The 17533-nt window shown below is 72.7% G+C and carries 10 protein-coding genes and 1 pseudogene; 3 read left to right on the top strand and 8 right to left on the bottom strand.

Annotated features, from left to right (window positions below; genetic code table 11):
* Positions 1–2 precede the first annotated feature (2 nt).
* The 5 genes from HC031_RS00960 to HC031_RS00940 all read right to left on the bottom strand — a co-directional run bounded on the left by HC031_RS00960 (position 3) and on the right by HC031_RS00940 (position 5287).
* Positions 3–1250 carry an MFS transporter gene (locus HC031_RS00960; RefSeq protein WP_167923192.1) on the bottom strand — a complete coding sequence of 416 codons (1248 nt, stop codon included), beginning with the start codon at positions 1248–1250 and terminating at the stop codon, positions 3–5.
* The gene (locus HC031_RS00955) at positions 1247–2389 is read right to left on the bottom strand and encodes an acyl-CoA dehydrogenase family protein (RefSeq protein WP_167923191.1); all 1143 of its coding nucleotides are present in this window, start codon (positions 2387–2389) and stop codon (positions 1247–1249) included. Before HC031_RS00955 ends, HC031_RS00960 begins: the two co-directional genes overlap by 4 nt.
* Before the next feature lie 71 nt (positions 2390–2460).
* Positions 2461–3228, bottom strand: a complete 768-nt coding sequence (locus tag HC031_RS00950; RefSeq protein ID WP_167923190.1) for a hypothetical protein — start codon at positions 3226–3228, stop codon at positions 2461–2463.
* A gap of 32 nt (positions 3229–3260) precedes the next feature.
* The gene (locus tag HC031_RS00945) at positions 3261–3938 is read right to left on the bottom strand and encodes a UdgX family uracil-DNA binding protein (protein WP_167923189.1); all 678 of its coding nucleotides are present in this window, start codon (positions 3936–3938) and stop codon (positions 3261–3263) included.
* Positions 3939–3967: 29 nt separating this feature from the next.
* Positions 3968–5287 (bottom strand): aminotransferase class I/II-fold pyridoxal phosphate-dependent enzyme, encoded by a 1320-nt coding sequence (locus HC031_RS00940; RefSeq protein ID WP_167923188.1) that lies wholly within the window; start codon positions 5285–5287, stop codon positions 3968–3970.
* A 37-nt stretch (positions 5288–5324) separates the two neighbouring features.
* Here HC031_RS00940 and HC031_RS00935 point away from each other — a divergent pair, with 37 nt between their 5' ends.
* Entirely contained in the window at positions 5325–6560 is a 1236-nt protein-coding gene (locus HC031_RS00935) for a bifunctional pyridoxamine 5'-phosphate oxidase family protein/GNAT family N-acetyltransferase (RefSeq protein ID WP_167923187.1), read from the top strand.
* 44 nt (positions 6561–6604) lie between these two features.
* On the opposite strand, the gene HC031_RS00930 is transcribed toward HC031_RS00935, so the two are convergent.
* From HC031_RS00930 to HC031_RS00920, 3 genes are all read right to left on the bottom strand, one after another.
* Positions 6605–7264: a DUF4240 domain-containing protein gene (locus HC031_RS00930; RefSeq protein WP_167923186.1), complete on the bottom strand. Its 660-nt coding sequence runs from the start codon at positions 7262–7264 to the stop codon at positions 6605–6607.
* A 71-nt stretch (positions 7265–7335) separates the two neighbouring features.
* Entirely contained in the window at positions 7336–8103 is a 768-nt protein-coding gene (locus HC031_RS00925; protein WP_167923185.1) for a DUF4231 domain-containing protein, read from the bottom strand.
* A 94-nt stretch (positions 8104–8197) separates the two neighbouring features.
* Positions 8198–11470, bottom strand: coding sequence for an HD domain-containing protein (locus HC031_RS00920; protein ID WP_167923184.1), 3273 nt, complete (start codon positions 11468–11470; stop codon positions 8198–8200).
* Between the two features lie 136 nt (positions 11471–11606).
* Here HC031_RS00920 and HC031_RS00915 point away from each other — a divergent pair.
* Positions 11607–16172: pseudogene (locus HC031_RS00915) on the top strand (ATP-dependent helicase); the annotation flags it as partial.
* A gap of 374 nt (positions 16173–16546) precedes the next feature.
* Positions 16547–17458: an LLM class F420-dependent oxidoreductase gene (locus HC031_RS00910; RefSeq protein ID WP_167923182.1), complete on the top strand. Its 912-nt coding sequence runs from the start codon at positions 16547–16549 to the stop codon at positions 17456–17458.
* Positions 17459–17533: the final 75 nt, after the last annotated feature.

Genomic DNA, 17533 nt, shown 5'->3' with positions numbered 1-17533 from the left:
CTCTAGCTCCCTTCCGACATCGCCAATGCCGGCACCGTCCGGCTGGCCAGCGCGATCAGCGGCACAGTCGCGATCGCGGCCAGAAGGGTCAACGTCGGATAGCTCGACCAGGAGACGACGAGCCCGGAAAGTGCGCCGGCAACGGCGCCGGCCAGTCCCATCGCCAGGTCCGACAGGCCCTGCACGGCCGGCCGGACCACCGTACCCACTGACTCCGACAGTAACGTCGATCCCGCCACCATGGTCGCGGACCAGCCCAGCCCCAGGAGCGCCAGCCCGGTGGCGAGCCGCGCCGTGTGGTGCCCCGCCGTGCCGGCCACCGCGCACGCGAGGAGCAGGGTGGCGACACCGCCGAGGATCACCGGACGGCGGCCCAGCCGGTCGGTCAGCCAGCCCACGACGGGCGACAGCGCGTACATGCCACCGATGTGCAGGCTCAGCACGAGCCCGACCACACGCAGCACGTCGCCGTGGACGTAGCCACCGATGTGCACCGGGGTCATGGACATGACGGCCACCATCACCACGTGCCCGACCGCCACCGCGGAGATGCCCAGCCGCGCCGCCGGCTCCGAACGGACCGCGCGCACCGCGTCCCGCAGCCCGGCCGAGGCTACGGACGACGCCTCGCCCGCGGTCCCGCGCGCCACGAGCAGCGGGTCGGGCCGGAGCACGACCATGATCGCGAGCGCGACGACCCCGAACGCGAGGGCGCTGAACACGAACGGCCCGGTGTACTCGGGTAGGCCCGAGCGGCGGGCGTACCGGTCGGCCAGCGGAGCGACGTTGGGGCCGGCGACCGCGCCGATCGTGGTGGCCCACACGATCAACGACAGCTGCCGGCCACGCCGGGCGGGCGCGGCGAGGTCGACGGCGGCGTAGCGGGCCTGGAGGTTGGCGGTGTTACCGCCGCCGAACAGGGCCATGCCGGCGAACAGCAGCGCCACCGAACCGATCTTCACGGCCGTGACCACGACCATCGCCCCGAGCACGCCGCACGTGTACGCGAACACCAGGCCCGGCCGTCGGCCCCGGTGACGGATGAGGCGGGTGGCCGGGATCGCCAGCAGCGCTGCGCCCACGACCGAACTGCTGGAGGCGAGGCCGGAGATTCCGGTACCGCCCATCGACGCGGCGAGCAGCGCGCCGACGGCGATGCCGATCGCCACGCCGATCCCACCGATGATCTGGGTTGCGAACAGCAGGGACAGGGTGCGGCGCTGTACAGCGGGGATGTCGACGACGTTCACAGGCCGAGCGACCGTCCGATGATCTCCTTCATGATCTCGGTGGTGCCGCCGTAGATCGTCTGGATCCGGCTGTCCAGCCACGCCCGGGCGATCGGGTACTCGCGCATGTAGCCGTACCCGCCGTGCAGCTGCACGCAGCGGTCGGCGACCTTGTTCTGCAGCTCCGTGGTCCACCACTTCGCCTTGGCCGCGTCGACGGCGGTCAGCCGGCCGGCGTTGTACTCGGTCACACAGTGGTTGACGAACGTGCGCGCGATCGTCACCTCGGTGTCGAGCTCGGCCAGGAGGAACCGGTTGTGCTGGAACTCCCCGATCGGCTGGCCGAACGCCTTCCGGTCCCGCGCGTACGCCAGGGTCAGCGCCAGCATCCGCTCGCAGGCGGCGACCGCGGAGACGGCGATGCTGAGGCGTTCGCGGGGCAGGTTGCCCATGAGGTGGTAGAAGCCGCGGTTCTCGGTACCGATGAGGTTGTCGACCGGCACCCGGCAGTCATCGAAGAACAGCTCGGCGGTGTCGTTGCCCTTCAGGCCCACCTTGTCCAGCCGGCGCCCGCGGGTGAAGCCGGGCGCGCCGCGCTCCACCACGATGAGGCTCACGCCGCGCGCACCGCGGTCCGGGTCGGTCTTCGCCACGACGATCACCAGGTCGGCGTGCTCGCCGTTGGTGATGAACGTCTTCTGGCCGTTGATGACGTACTCGTCGCCGTCGCGCACGGCGGTGGTCCGCACGCCGGCGAGGTCGGAGCCGGCGCCCGGCTCGGTCATCGCGATCGCCGTGATCAGCTCGCCGGAGCAGAAGCCGGGCAGCCAGCGCTTGCGCTGGTCCGGTGTGGTCAGCTCGGTCAGGTAGGGTGCCACGACGTCGTTGTGGAGCCCGAACCCGAGGCCGGTCAGCCCGGCGCCGACGATCTCCTCGTCCAGCACCGCGTTGTACCGGAAGTCACGCTGGCCGCCCCCGCCGTACTCGGCGTCGACGTCCATGCCGAGCAGGCCGGCCGCCCCGGCCTTGCGCCAGACGTCGCGGTCGACGATCCCGGCCCGCTCCCACTCGTCGTGGTGCGGCACCGCCTCGCGGGCGAGGAACTGTCGGCAGAGCTGCCGGAAATCTTCGTGGTCGGGCTCGTACAGGTGCTGGTGCATGTGTTCCGTCCGGTGGGGTGAGACCGGCCGGCCCGGGGGTGCGCTGCGGGCCGGCCGGGTTGTCGCGTGGGTCAGGCGCCCACAGCGCCGTAGATGCTCTCCGGCGCCTCGGTGACCTCGGACGGCGCCGGCTTGGCGACCGTCACCTTCGTACCGAAGTCGGAGAACGTGGTGTGCTGCTTGATGGGGGTGCCGTTGACGGTCATGGTGGTGTCCATGCTGGACAGGTAACCGTTGTCGTCGACGGTGGCCTCGAAGGGCACGGCCTTGGCCGAGTCACCCAGCGTCGACCCCAGCTTGGAGTTGCCCGCGAACGCCGGCGTCTTCGTGAGGTCCAGCGTGCCCTTGTAGTGCTTGTCGGAGACCTTCTGCACCGAGGTGGCGCCCTTGAGGTTGTTGTAGGCACCGCCCGGGTCGCCCGGATCCTGGATGCCGAGCTTGCCGGCCGCGAACTTCGCGGCGTCCACGTGCAGCCACTTGCCGTCACCACCGAGGGCGCCGGCGCCGGGCAGGTTCGCGGGAAGCTTCAGGTAGATCTGCCCGTCGACCATGAGGACCGTCATCCCCATCGCGGCGTCCATGGTGACCACCTTGTTCGCCGGGTCGGCGGCCCCCTGCACGGCGAACCCACCGCCGTCGGTCGAGAACTTGTACCTGGTGGTGCGCAGCTTGTCGGCCGCCGCGATCACCTCGTCGGCGGCGCTCGTCGACTTCGCCGCCGTCATCGCGCCGCCCGACGACGACGCGGCCGGGCTCGCCGTGTCACCGGCCTTGCAGCCGGCCGTCATCAGGGCGCAGCCGGTGAGCGCGAGCGCCGCGAGCCAGGTCCGGTTCCGCATCGATCCTCCCCGAATGACGTGGAACCGGCATGCTATCGCCCGGCGGCCAGCCTTTCGGTCACAACCCGCAGGTCGTCGACGAGCCCCCGATAGGCGGCATCGCGGTCGTCGGCGCGGAGCACCGCCGAGGGGTGGATCGTGGCCAGCACGAACGCGTCGTCGTGGGCCTCACCCGCGAAATCCTCCGGACGGTAGGCCGACTCCGGCCACGGCATGGGCACACCGCGCTGCTTCGTCACCCGGAAGGACGGGCCGAGCAGGCCCTTGGCCGCGACCGCGCCGAGCGCGATCACGGCGCGCGGGTGCAGCAGGCTGAACTCCGCCACCAGCCACGGCCGGCAGGCCATGATCTCGATCCGGTCGGGGCTGGAGTGGATGCGCCGCTTGCCCGGCGCCGCGGGCTTGTGCTTGAAGTGTTTGACCGCGTTGGTGACATAGGTGCGGGAGCGGTCCAGTCCGGCGTCCGTGATGGCCCGGTCGAGCAGCTTGCCGGCGGGCCCGACGAAGGGATGGCCCCGCCGGTCCTCGATGTCGCCCGGCTGCTCGCCGACCATCACGACCTCGGCGTCGGGCGGCCCCTCGCCGAACACCGTCTGGCTGGCGTCCTTGTACAGGTCGCAGCCCCGGCACCCCTGCGCGGCCGCGCGCAGCCGATCGAGGTCTTCGGTCGCCGGCACGAACGGCGCGGCGGTCGGGACGGTGTCGGTCATGACGCCGTTCTACCCGTGGGCTACGACAGCTATGCGGATCGAGCGCCCGGCTCGGGGTGGACCGCCCGCAGCACGGCGTCCGCGAGCGGCTCCACCTGTGCCAGGTCGAGCGGGCTGATGGTGATCCGCAACCCCGGCGGCGTGTCGACGCGAAACGCCGACCCGGGCGCCACGGCGTACCCGTCGTCGCGGAGCCGGGCGAGCGCGGCGGTCTCGTCGCCGACCGGCACCCACACGTTGATCCCGGTCCGGCCCGCCGCCGCCAGTCCGCGCGAGCGCAGCGCGGCGAGCAGCGCCTCGCGCCGGGCGGCGTAGCTGTCGGCCGCCGCGCGGATGAGCGCCGGCATCGACGGATCCCGCCACAGCTCCAGGACGAGGCGCTGCAGGACAGTCGAGACCCAGCCGGCGCCGACCCGCATCCGCCCTTCGATGCGCGCCACGGTCGCCTCGTCTCCGGCGACGACGGCCAGCCGCAGATCGGGCCCGTACGGCTTGGACACCGAGCGGATGAACACCCACGAGCCGGTCGCCCCGGCGAGCGGATGCAGGCCGACCGGGGACAGCTCGGCCGCGTGGTCGTCCTCGACCACGAGGACGTCCGGGTACCGCCCCAGCAGCGCGCGAAGCGCGGCGGCCCGCTCCTGACCGACGGCGGCACCGGTCGGGTTCTGCGCGCGGGTGGTGACGACGACGGCGCCGACCCCGCTCGCCAGGGCGGCCCCCAGCCGGGCTGGCGTCGGGCCGTCGTCGTCGACGGACACCGGCACCGGCGACAGGCCGAGGGCGGCGATGAGATCGAGCAGGTTGGCCCAGCCGGGATCCTCGACGGCGACCCGGTCGCCGGGGCGCAGGTGGGCGGTGAGCGCGCGCTCGATTCCGTCGAGGGCCCCACCGGTGATGGTCAGCGCGGGCGCGGTGACCGGCGCGAGCCGCTCGCGGGCCAGGTTGAGCAGTTCGGGTAGCGGACCGCTCGCGGCGTACCCGACGGGATCGCCGTTGACGCGACTCAGGGCGGCCCGCAGTGACGGCAGCAGGCGCGGGTCGGGCTCACCGGCCGACAGGTCGAGCACGCCGGCGGGTACCGGCGGCCGGCGGGCGTGGCGCGGCTGCAGCGGTGGGCGGGCGCGGACCCGGGTACCGGCGCGGCCGGCCGTCTCGATCACGCCGCGCTCCCGCAGCGTCCGGTACGCCGCCGCGACCGTCGCCGGGCTCACGCCGAGCGTGGCGGCGAGGCCGCGCACCGGGGGCAGCGCGGCACCTGCCTCCAGGTGCCCGCCGCGCACCCCGGCCTCGACGCTGACGGCAATTTCCGCCGCGGTCGATCCGGCGATCTGATAATGTGCTGACACAGATCAGAGATTGTACTAGTACATAGGAGCGTACGCAATGTACCCGGCCACTCCCCGCACGACCGCGCTGCGCCACCGCGACCGGCTGACCTACGACGAGGACGTCGTGCACGCGATCCTCGACGAGGCGCTCGTCTGCGACCTGGCCTTCGTCGTCGACGGCGCGCCCCGGGTGCTGCCCACCCTGCACGTACGCCTGGACGACACGCTCTACCTGCACGGCTCGACGGGCAGCCGGCCGCTGCTGGCCGCCCGCGACCCCGAGGGCCTGCCGGTCTGTGTCGCGGTGACCCTCCTCGACGGCCTCGTACTGGCCCGCTCCCAGTTCAACCACTCGGCCAACTACCGGTCGGTGATCGCGCACGGGGCCGCGCGCCTGGTGACCGACGAGACCGAGAAGCGACGTGTGCTGACCGCGCTCGCCGACAAGGTCGCCGTCGGCCGGGCCGCCGACAGCCGGCCGCCCACCGACAAGGAGTCGGCGCAGACGGCGGTGCTGGCGCTACCGCTGACGGAGGTGTCGGCGAAGGTCCGCACGGGCGGGGTCAACGACGACCCGGAGGACTACGCGCTACCCCACTGGGCCGGCGTCCTGCCGTTGCGGCTGACGCCGGGCATTCCGCAGCCGGACACTGGCGTGACCGTACCCGTGCCGGACTATCTGCGGCCCACGCGGTCGCCGTGGCACACTCCCGCGACCATGCGGGGCCGCCACGTCACGCTCGAACCGCTCGATCAGTCCCACGTGGACGGTCTGTTCGCGGCCACCGCCGACGACGAGGTGTGGCGCTGGCTGTCGACCCGGCGCCCGGCGGACCGCGACGCGATGGCCGCGTACGTCGCCACCGCGCTGGAGATGGCGCACACCGGCGCCCGGGTGCCGTGGGTACAGCGGGACACGGCCACCGGCGCGGTCATCGGCTCGACGTCGTACTACGCGATCGACCCCGCGAACCGGGCGGTGGCGATCGGCCACACCTTCATCGGCCGGCAGTGGTGGCGTACCGGCGTCAACACCGAGGCGAAGCTGATGCTGCTGCGCCGGGCGTTCGAGGACCTGGGCGCGGAGCGCGTGGAGTGGCACACCGACATCCGCAACGAGCGCTCCCAACGGGCCATCGAGCGCCTCGGCGCGGTCCGGGAAGGCGTCCAGCGCCGGCACCGGCTGCGCCCCGACGGCTCCTGGCGCGACACCGTCCTGTACTCGATGACCGCGCAGGAGTGGCCGGGCGCCCGGGACCGGCTGACCGCCCGGCTCGCCGAACTGTCATAGCGCCGCACCGCTGGCGGCCGGCCACGCGCGTACGCCGAGATCCGCTACCGGCCGCCGGCCAGTTCCCTGAAGAAGTCCTCGTCCGGCCCCTGCCCGAGCACCTCGACCGCCGCGCCGGTCCGCTCGGCGTACTCGGTACGGGGGAACATCGCGCCCAGGCGGGGAAAGCGGCGGGCCACCTCGGCGGGGTCGTCGAAGTCCCACCGCTCCCCGGTCGGCTCGGGCGACAGCGCGCTGTCGTGCCCCCGCGCCTCCAGCGCGTCGTCGAAGCTTTCGTCATCGCCGGCCACCTGCGCGTACGCCCGGCCCGCGACGTAGTCCAGCGACTCCCACTCCGGCCACTCGTCCTCGGCCCAGCTGTCCACCGGCCGCCCGGCGAGGCGAACCACCTGCGGCACGTCGACCAGGGCGTCCGGGTCGACGATCACCCGCTCGAACAGATCACGTCCCAGCCCCACCAGCCACGCCTGGAAATACCAGAAGCCATCAACCGAACACAGTCCGTCACATATCTGATAAGCGGCGCCCCACATGTGCCAACTGTCGGCCCAGCGGTGAAGCCGGTCGAGCCACACCTGAAAGTCCACAATCTCGGCCTGTGGAAGCCGGCTGAGCTGCAGCGTCAGCCACTCCAGCCGCTCATCGGGGTCGGCGGTGTGCCGCCAGGATCCCTCGATGAGGTGCCAGAACGAGTCCATCTCCATGGGAGGGAACCCTGGCATACGGCCACAACCAGCCAGACAGCGGCCGGCTAATACGTGTTTAACGACGTGAATCAGTGCTCGACAAAGCGATTTCCGCCGCGCGACCGCACCTGGAGGGCCTCGGCCGTGTCGTCCGGCGGCCTGGCCGGTCCGGGCACCGCCACGCCGGGGACGCCCCGCCGTACCGGCCCACCCTCGGCCTGCTGCAGCCGCGCCTCCAGCTCGGTCAACCGGGTGTGGAACTCGACCAGCCACGCCTCGGTCTCGGTGCGGACGGTGTCGTTGACGGCCGCGGCGAAGGTCCGGACGAAGTCGATCAGCCGTACCGCGTCGGTACGGTCGGGTTCCCGGGCCGCCATCGCGACCATCTCCCTGGCCCACGCCGCCTGGTACTCGACCAGCTGAGCGCGCAGCGAGGTCGCCGTGGCCATGTAGCGCTGCCAGGACGACGAGAACCCGAAGGACCTGTCGTACGCGACGCAGCCACCCGCGAGCGCCAGCAGCAGGAAGCCCCAGTTACCGGCGACGGGCCGGGCGGCGGCGAGCGCGACGGCCGGGACCGCGGCTCCGGCCGTGGCCAGGACCACAGCGACCGTACGGAGGGCCCGCGACCAGCGCGCCTTGGTCCGCTTCTCGGACAGGTACCACTCGATGGCATCGGTCGCCAGGCGCTCGCCCCACCCGTACAGCTCGTCGAGGCTGTGCCGGATCTCGGTACGTGACCAGGTCAGCGGCGGGAACTCGGTGAGGTAGAGGTCGACGCCGTGCCGCGGCTTCGGCGGGTCGTCGTCCGGCCTGGCCGGCAGGGGCTGCTCCGGTTGGGCTGATGCCTCTGTCACACAGCGGACTGTAGCCAGCTGAAGACCCGTTGCGGGTTCGCGATCGAGTCAGGTTTCCGACCGCGCACCCCCGTCGATCTGTTCCGCGCGGCTGTCACCGCGACCACCACGCGTTCTCGTCGCGCCCGCCGCGCAGGTACGCCGCCTCGGGAGGCCGGAGGTCCGGGCGTACCCGCGCCACGCGCTCGAGTACCGCGTTGACCTCATCGTCCGGTCCGGCCCGCCACAGCAGTTCACGGAGCTGGCGGAAGACCGCGGGCAGTTCACCGGCGAGGCTGTCGGCGTGGTTCACGAGCCAGGCCGCCAGTGGATGGCGAAGGTTGACCGGGTAGCCCTGCCACATCAGCACCTCCTCCGGGCCGGCGTAGGGCAGGAAGAACAGCGGCGGGAACCGGAGGAGTCCGGGGGGCAGCGGCGGACGTTCGACCGAACGGAACCGGAACCAGACCGCGTGGCCGGTCCCACCGTCGGGCGGCACCTCGAGGTCCAGTTCGGTCTGGACCAACGCGCGGGTCACGAGTTCGTAGAAGCTGAACTCATACTCCCTGCGTCCGAAGTCCTGCCACTTCATAGGGTACAGATAATTGCTCGGCAGGGGCCCGGACCGGTGCGCGCTGACCTGCCACCGCTTGCCGACCGCCGCCGACGCCCTCAGCGCGGCAGCCGAGACCCGACCGGCAGGGGTGGCGATGACGGCCTCGTCACGCCACTCGCCCTGCGTGACCAGCGGATCGTCCAGCATCTCGCGGAGCGACGGACTCACGGCCGGCGCTGCAGAGAGCTCGGTGACCATCAGCTCGGACACGATGTCGGCCGGCAGCGATGCCGGTGACCGCAGCACCGCCCGGCGTACCGCCAGATGGAGCGCTGAATTGAGGGCGAAGGGCAGCGCCAGGATCCGCTCCCGGGCCACGTCGAGATCGGGGCGCAACCGGTCGGTCAATCCGACCGCACCGGTGAGCGACAAGGTCACACCGGACGGCGAGTCCCCCACGCGCTGGAAGCTCGGAGCTGGCAGCGCGATGCCGTTGTGGCCCCAGGCGGTCGCGTTGTACCTCTGCCGCATCGCCGCCAGGAAGGACCGCACCTCCGGCCCGTCCAGTTCACATGGTGAGATGTACCCCGGGTATGCGTCCGGCCGGAGTTCCAAGCCCGACAGGAGCTCCAGCAGGAAGGTTCTCCAATCGACGACCCCGTCGCGCCCGGGCCGATAGGAACCGGACGGGCGGTCGCTCCCCGACCCGCGCGGTCGGTTCAGGTCGGCCCGGTCAACGTACTCCGGCATCAGCGCTCTGACCCTGTCGAGGAGCTCCCGATCCAGGTCCCGAGTGACTCGCACCTTGAGCGGAGTGGCCATCCAAAAGGGGTCGAAGGTCAGCCAGTAGCCCCGCACGCATCGCCCGAGCAGTGCCCGGATCTCGGGATCCACCTCACTGATGACGTCCGCCGGCCAACCCGCCAGGAGATCCGAGTAGGCGTCGTTGTCCGGCTCCTGCGGCACCGTCGCAACGACGGCGACGAGTTGACCGGACAACAGCGGCGTCGCGCTCGCCGACGTCAGGTCGAGCGGCAGGGCGACCAACCGGACCGGCCCGAGGTAGCGCAGGTCGGCGGCCATCTCCGGCTGGCCGTGCGTGCACACCTCCACCGGCCGGTCGAGTGACGGCCGCCGCAGCACGTCGGTGGTCGCCCGGGACAGCCGGTCACCGTTGGCGAAGACGGGAACGGGCGGTGCGAACAGGTACCCGTCGAGGCGCGGCACCAGCTCCGCCGCCTCCACCACGGATCGCCCCGGATCCACCCGGACGGCGATGCTCGTACCCGGACGGTCGCGGTAGCCCTTCTCCCAGCCGAATCGGGACGGCATCGGATCCGGGGCCATCTCGCCCTTCTGCAGCACGAAGAACTCGTCGTCGCGCTTGATCGACAACCGCACCGGCTCACCGACCGCGCCGCCGGCACCGGCCCGCAGCGTCGACACCTCCACCGCGTCACCGACGAGGAAACAGGACAGCACGCCGATGCCGAACCGGCTGATCGGCGTGAACCCGGACGCCCGCCCGCCGGCCCGCAGAACCTCGGCCCGGAACTCCGGCGAGCGGTAGTAGGAGCGGCCGACCTTGAGGAAGAACCGGCGTACCGCGTCCTCGTCCATGCCCATACCGGAGTCGTCGAAGCGCACCCAGAGGTAGCCGGCCTCGTCCTCCCAGTACGTCACGTCGATGCGGGGCTCGTCGCCGGCCGGCGGTTGACCGTGCAGCTCGCCGCACAGGCGCACCGCGTCGATGGCGTTCTGGAGCAGCTCGCGCAGGAAGGCGTACGGGTTGCTGTAGAGCTGTTCGCCCATGAACAGGTCGAGCACGGCCTCCCGGTCGAGCTCGAAGCGGAACTGCCCGTACACGTACCCTTCGCCGTGGATGTTGGCGCGGTCCACACCCGCTGGCAGGTCCAGCTCCCGCCACTGCGGACAGAAGCCGAGCAGGACCCGGCAGCGCTGCAACTCCTCCTCGACGACGTCCAGGAACGCGCGCACGGCGTGCTCCACAGCGGGCCTGTCCGGGTGTGCGCTGAAGCCCAGCTGATAGTTCGGCCGGCGGGGATCGGGGAAGTGGAATCCACCCGCGCTCAGATGCTTGAGCCATTCGTCGTCGCTGACCGCCCGGTGCGACGTCTCCCGCCGGGCCAGCCCGAGATGGTCGTAGACGCTGCGCGGCGACCGGGTGGCGTCGAAGTCGAGGATGTCGGCCAGCCGGAGCAGGACTGCGCAAAAGCGCAGATCGCAGTGATCATTGAACGAGATCGGATCGAACTCCGGCCCGCGTAGCTCGGCCGCGTCCAGGTTGTGGCTGCGGCACAGCCGGATCAACGGCTCTCGCAGGCTGAAGCCGTTCCACCGCAACCGGTCGTCGGGGACGCGGGCGAGCATGTCGCGTACCCGGTCGGCGTGCCGCCACCGGCAGTACCACTCCAGCACCGCCGGGGTGGGGCCGTCACCGTTCTCGCGGTACGCGACATACGCCTCGGGCTCGGCGGCGAGGAAGCTCTCGAACTCCTTCTCCGCCGTGACGGCGTCGAGCTCCGCGGGGGTGTACACCATGCCGAGGTCGTGGAAGTGCGCGGCGAGGATCAGCATCGCCGCCTCCAGCTGCGAGACCTTGGCCAGCTGGTCACCGAGCAGCTTCTCCATCAGTACGCGTACGTTCTCGGCGTGCCGCCGGTCGTGCAGCGTATAGGTCGGAAACGTCTCTACGACCCGCGCGAGCAGCGGGTCGGCGTGCGCGACCAGGTGTTCGACCGTGGCGAGGTTCGCCGCGGAGGCGCCCTTGAGAACATCCCACAGCGTCCGAGATCCACGTCGTGCGGCCACCCGGCGGACAGTAGTGACGGTCACGCGGCTTGGCGATCGTCGAGTCGAGTCGCCTATCCGATATCCCGGGCCGGATGATCGCGAGGCTTTTCCCTGGCTGTCATACCCGCGAGGCAGGATTGGGGCCATGAACGTGCTGGAACGGTTCGGGGCGGCGACCCGCGCCTGGTTCGAGTCGGCCTTCGCCGAGCCCACGCCGGCCCAGGCCGGCGCGTGGAGTGTGATCTCGGCCGGCCGGCACGCTCTCGTGGTCGCGCCCACCGGCTCGGGCAAGACGCTCGCCGCTTTCCTGTGGTCGCTCGACCGGCTGGCCGCGACGCCGCCGGCAGAGCCGGCTCCGCCGGCCCGCTCGGCCCAGCCCGCTCCGCCGGCCCGCTCGGCCCAGCCCGCCGCCCGGCGGTGCCGGGTGCTCTACGTCAGTCCGCTCAAGGCGCTCGCGGTCGACGTGGAGCGCAACCTGCGCACGCCGCTCGCCGGCATCCGGCAGGCCGCAGCCCGCCTCGGGCTCGAACCACCCGACATCACCGTCGGCATGCGCACCGGTGACACCCCGGCCGACGAGCGCCGGGCGTTCACCCGCCGGCCGCCCGACATCCTCATCACCACCCCCGAGTCGCTGTTCCTGCTGCTCACGTCGGCGGCCCGGGAGGCGCTGCGCGGGGTCGAGACAGTAATCATCGACGAGGTGCACGCGGTGTGCTCGACCAAGCGGGGCGCCCACCTGGCGCTGTCGCTGGAGCGGCTCGACGCGCTCCTGGACCGGCCGGCGCAGCGGATCGGGCTGTCGGCCACGGTCCGCCCGATCTCCGAGACCGCCCGCTTCCTCGGCGGCGCCGCAGACGTGGAGATCGTGCAGCCCCGCACCGCCAAGACGATCGAGGTGAGCGTCGAGGTCCCGGTGGAGGACATGACCCGCCTCGACGAGGTGGTCGAGGACGCCGACCCCGACGGGCCGCGCCGGGCGTCGATCTGGCCGGCCGTCGAGGAGCGCGTTCTCGACCTGATCGAGGCGCACCGCTCCACGATCGTGTTCACCAACTCCCGGCGCGGCGCCGAACGACTGTGTGCCCGCCTCAACGAACTGGCGGCGCAGCGGCACGGCGAGCCGGCGCCGCTGCCCCCTGGCCGGATGCCGGCCGAGGTCATGGCGCAGTCGGGCCTCGCGACCGGCGCGCCGCCGGTCGTGGCGCGGGCCCACCACGGCAGCGTCTCGCGCGAGGAGCGCCGTCAGATCGAGGAGGCGCTCAAGTCCGGCCAGCTGCCCGCCGTCGTGGCCACGTCCAGCCTCGAGCTCGGCATCGACATGGGCTCGGTCGACCTGGTGGTGCAGATAGAGTCCCCGCCGAGCGTCGCCGCCGGCCTGCAGCGCATCGGCCGCGCCGGCCACCAGGTGGGCGCGGTGTCGCGCGGCGTGGTGTTCCCGAAGCACCGCGGCGACCTGGTGTCCTGCGCGGTGGTCGGGGAGCGGATGACCGAGGGCGCGATCGAGGAGCTGCGCTACCCCCGCAACCCGCTCGACGTGCTCGCCCAGCAGATCGTGGCGATGGTCGCGATGGATCCCTGGCCGGTGCCCGAGCTGGCCGCCGTGGTGCGCCGCGCCGCCCCGTTCGCCGAGCTGCCGGAGTCGGCGCTCACCGGCGTGCTCGACATGCTCTCCGGGCGCTACCCGTCCACCGCCTTCGCCGAGCTGCGCCCCCGGCTCGTCTGGGACCGCGCCGCCGACCTGCTCACCGGCCGTCCGGGTGCGCAGCGGCTGGCGGTCACCAGCGGCGGCACCATCCCCGACCGGGGAATGTTCGGCGTCTTCCTGGCCGGCGCAGAGTCCGGAAAGCGGGTGGGCGAGCTCGACGAGGAGATGGTGTACGAGTCGCGCGTCGGCGACGTGTTCCTGCTCGGCTCGACGTCGTGGCGGATCGAGGACATCACCCCCGACCGGGTGCTCGTCTCCCCCGCGCCGGGCTCGGCCGCGCGCATGCCGTTCTGGAAGGGCGACTCGCCGGGTCGCCCGATCGAGCTGGGCCGGGCGATCGGCGCCCGGCTGCGCGAACTGACCCGGCTGGGCGATGAGGCGGCCCGGGCCAACCTGCGGGCCGGCGGACTGGACGACTGGGCGGCCGGCAACCTGCTGGCCTACCTGGCCGAGCAGCGCGAGGCCACCCGGCACCTGCCCGACGACCGCACCGTGGTGGTGGAGCGGTTCCGCGACGAGCTGGGCGACTGGCGGCTCGCCGTGCACTGCGTGCTCGGCGCGCGCGTCAACGCACCGTGGGCGCTGGCCATCGGCCGGCGGCTGGCCGAGCGGTACGGCGTCGACGGGCAGGTCCTGCCCAGCGACGACGGCATCGTCGTACGGCTACCCGACATCGTTGATGAGCCGCCGGGGGCGGATCTGGTGGCGTTCGACCCCGAGGAGATCGCCCAGATCGTCGAGGAGACCGTCGGCACCTCGGCGATGTTCGCCGCCCGGTTCCGCGAGTGCGCCGCCCGCGCGCTGCTGCTGCCGCGCCGCGACCCGCGCCGCCGCCAGCCGCTGTGGCAGCAGCGGCAGCGCTCGGCGCAGCTGCTCGACGTGGCGCGCGACTACCCCGACTTCCCGATCACGCTCGAGGCGGCGCGGGAGTGCCTGCAGGACGTCTTCGACGTGCCGGGGCTGGTGGCCGTGATGCACCAGCTGAGCAGCCGCAAGGTCCGCATGGTCGAGGTGGAGACGCCGCGGCCGTCCCCGTTCGCGCGGTCGCTGCTGTTCGGGTACGTCGGCGCGTTCCTGTACGAGGGCGACGCGCCGCTCGCCGAGCGCCGGGCGGCCGCCCTGGCGTTGGATGCCACCCTGCTCGGCGAGCTGCTCGGCCGGGTCGAGCTGCGCGACCTGCTCGACCCCACGGTCGTGGTGGAGACCGAGCGCCGGCTGCAGTGGCTGACGGCCGAACGGGCGCCGCGCGACGCCGAGGACGCCGCCGAACTGCTGCGCCTCCTGGGTGACCTGACCCCAGCCCAGGCGGCGGAGCGCGGCGTCCGGGCCGACTGGCTCGCCGAGCTGGCGACGGCGCGGCGGGCCATCCGGGTACGCATCGCCGGCGAGGAGCGCTGGCTCGCCGTCGAGGACGCCGGGCGGGTACGCGACGCGCTCGGCGTCGCGCTGCCGGTCGGGCTGCCGCTGGCCTACCTCGAACCCGTCGCCGACCCGCTCGGCGATCTCGTCGCCCGGTACGCGCGTACCCACGGCCCGTTCACCGCCGCGGCCGCCGCCGCGCGCTTCGGACTGGGCGTGTTCGTGGTCGAGCAGGCGCTCAAACGGCTGGCGGCGGCCGGACGGGCGGTCGCCGGCGAGTTCTCCCCGGGCGGCGCCGGTTCGGAGTGGTGCGACGCGGAGGTGCTGCGGCTGCTTCGGCGGCGCTCGCTGGCCGCGCTGCGCCGGGAGATCGAGCCGGTGCCGCCCCGCACCCTCGCCCGCTTCCTCCCCCGCTGGCAGCACATCGGCGGCGAGCGCGCCCGCGGCATCGACGCCGTCGCCGCGGCCGTCGAACAGCTGCAGGGCGTCCCGGTGCCCGCCTCCGCGCTGGAACGGCTCGTGCTGCCGGCGCGGGTACGCGACTACACGCCCGCCCACCTCGACGAGCTGACCGCTGCGGGCGAGGTGGTGTGGGCCGGCGCCGGTTCGATCCCCGGCGGTGACGGCTGGGTCACGCTCGCGTTCGCCGACGCCGCCCCGCTGCTGCTCGCGCCGCCCGACCCGGACGCCGCGACCTCGCCGCTGCACGAGGCGGTGCTCGACGCCTTCGACGGCGGCCAGGCGCTGTTCTTCCGCTCCCTGGCCGAGCGCGTCGGCGGCGTGGACGACGACGATCTGCTCGCCGCCGTGTGGGATCTCGTATGGGCCGGCCACCTCGCCAACGACACCCTCGTGCCGCTGCGGGCCCGCCTGTCCGGTGGCGGGGCGCACCGGTCCCGACCGGCGGCCGCGGCCCGCTCGCGGTACCGGCGACCGGGCCGGGCGTCGCTGTCCGTGCTGCGGTCAGGTCCGCCGACGGCGGCCGGCCGCTGGTACCGGCTGCCGGAGCGGGACACCGACCCGACCCGGCGGGCCGCGGCGGCCGCGGACGCGCTGCTGGAACGCCACGGCGTGGTCACCCGGGGCGCGGTCGCGGCCGAGGGGATGCCCGGCGGCTTCGCCGGGGTGTACCCGGTGCTCGCCGCGCTGGAGGAGCGGGGGGCGGCCCGGCGCGGGTACTTCGTCGAGGGGCTCGGCGCGGCGCAGTTCGCCCTGCCCGGTGCCGTCGACCGGTTGCGCTCGCTGGACACCGACGGCGACCCGGACGCGCTGGTGCTCGCGGCGACCGATCCGGCCAACCCGTACGGGGCGGCGCTGCCCTGGCCGGAGCGGGTGGTCGACGCCGGCGACGGCGAGAGCGGCGGCCACCGGCCGGGGCGTAAGGCGGGCGCGTTGACCGTCCTTGTAGACGGCGACCTGGTGCTGTACGTGGAGCGCGGCGGGCGGACCCTGCTGTCCTTCGTGGACGCTCCTGAGGTGCTGGCGGTGGCCGCGAAGGCACTGGCCGAGGCGGTGCACGCGGGGGCGCTCGGCGCGCTGTCGGTGGAGCGGGCCGACGGCGCGGGGATCCATTCGTCCCCGCTGCGTGACGCGCTCGCGGCGGCCGGCTTCCGGGCCACCCCGCGCGGTCTGCGCCTGCGCTCTTCGCCGTGATCACGGAAAGTTCAGGTCGCGGTAGCGACACCGGGTATCCGTGATCATGAACGAGCTCGGGTGGTCGTCGAGCTCGATGGCCGCGTCGCCCACGCGGACGAGGCGCGCTGGCGGGACATGCGCCGCCACAACGCATCCCTCGCCGACGGATGACGCGTGCTGCGGTACGGCTGGGCCGATGTGACCAGGGATCCGTGCGCGGTGGCCGCCCAGGTGGCTGCGCTGCTGCACATGGCCGGCTGGCGAGGCGCAGCGCGTCCATGCCGATCCGGCTGCCCCGTACAGGACGGCCCTCATGATCGCGGAAGTATCAGGTAGCCATAGCCACGCGACGCTTCCGTGATCATGAAAGGCGCGTGTGACAGGGTGAAGTGATGCGACTTGTCATCTTCATCGAGCCTCAACGGGGCGCCTCGTACGCCGACCAGCTCCGAGTCGCCCGGCACGCTGAGGAGCTGGGATTCGACGGCTTCTTCCGCTCCGACCACTATCTGGTGGTGGGCGAGAGCGACGGGTTGCCCGGCCCGACCGACTCCTGGGTCACGCTCGGCGCACTGGCGGTCCAGACGTCCCGGATCAGGCTGGGGACGCTGGTCACGTCCGCGACGTTCCGGTACCCCGGCGTGCTGGCGATCAGCGTCGCGCAGGTCGACGAGATGAGCGCTGGCCGGGTCGAGCTGGGGCTGGGCACCGGCTGGTTCGAGGCCGAGCACAAGGCGTACGGCATCCCGTTCCCGTCGCTGAAGGACCGCTTCGACCGGCTCGAGGAACAGCTCGCGATCGTGACCGGGCTGTGGACCACGCCGGTGGGTGACCGCTTCGCCTTCCGGGGCGAGCACTACGAGATCGAAGACTCGCCGGCCCTGCCGAAACCGGCGCAGAGCCCGCGTCCACCGATCATCATCGGGGGGACCGGCGCCCGGCGCACCCCGGCGCTCGCGGCCCGGTACGCCGACGAGTTCAACGTGCCGTTCTCGTCCGTGGAGGAGACGGCGCAGATGTACGAGCGGGTCACGGCGGCGTGTGAGCGCGCGGGCCGGGACAGCCTGCCGGTGTTCTCGGCCGCCCAGACGATCGCCTGCGGGCGTACCGAGGCGGAGGCGCGCAAGCGGGCCGAGGCGATCGGCCGCACCCCGCCGCTGTACGGCACTCCGGCCCAGGTCGTCGACCAGATCGGCCGGTTCGTCGACCGCGGGGCCACCCGGCTGTTCCTGCAGGTCCTCGACCTCGCCGACCTCGACCACCTCGACGTGATCGCGTCGGAGATCGCGCCACAGCTCGCCTGACCTCTCGCAGATCTTGGACAACGACCAGTCTGGCCCGCGGGCTTCGCCGGGCGGCCCAGACCAGTCGCGACCAGT

The organism is Planosporangium thailandense (genome assembly GCF_011947195.1).
GTDB classification, from domain to species: Bacteria; Actinomycetota; Actinomycetes; order Mycobacteriales; family Micromonosporaceae; genus Planosporangium; species Planosporangium thailandense.
The sequence above is the reverse complement of the archived record's forward strand: the minus strand, read 5'-3'. Positions and strand labels throughout refer to the sequence as shown.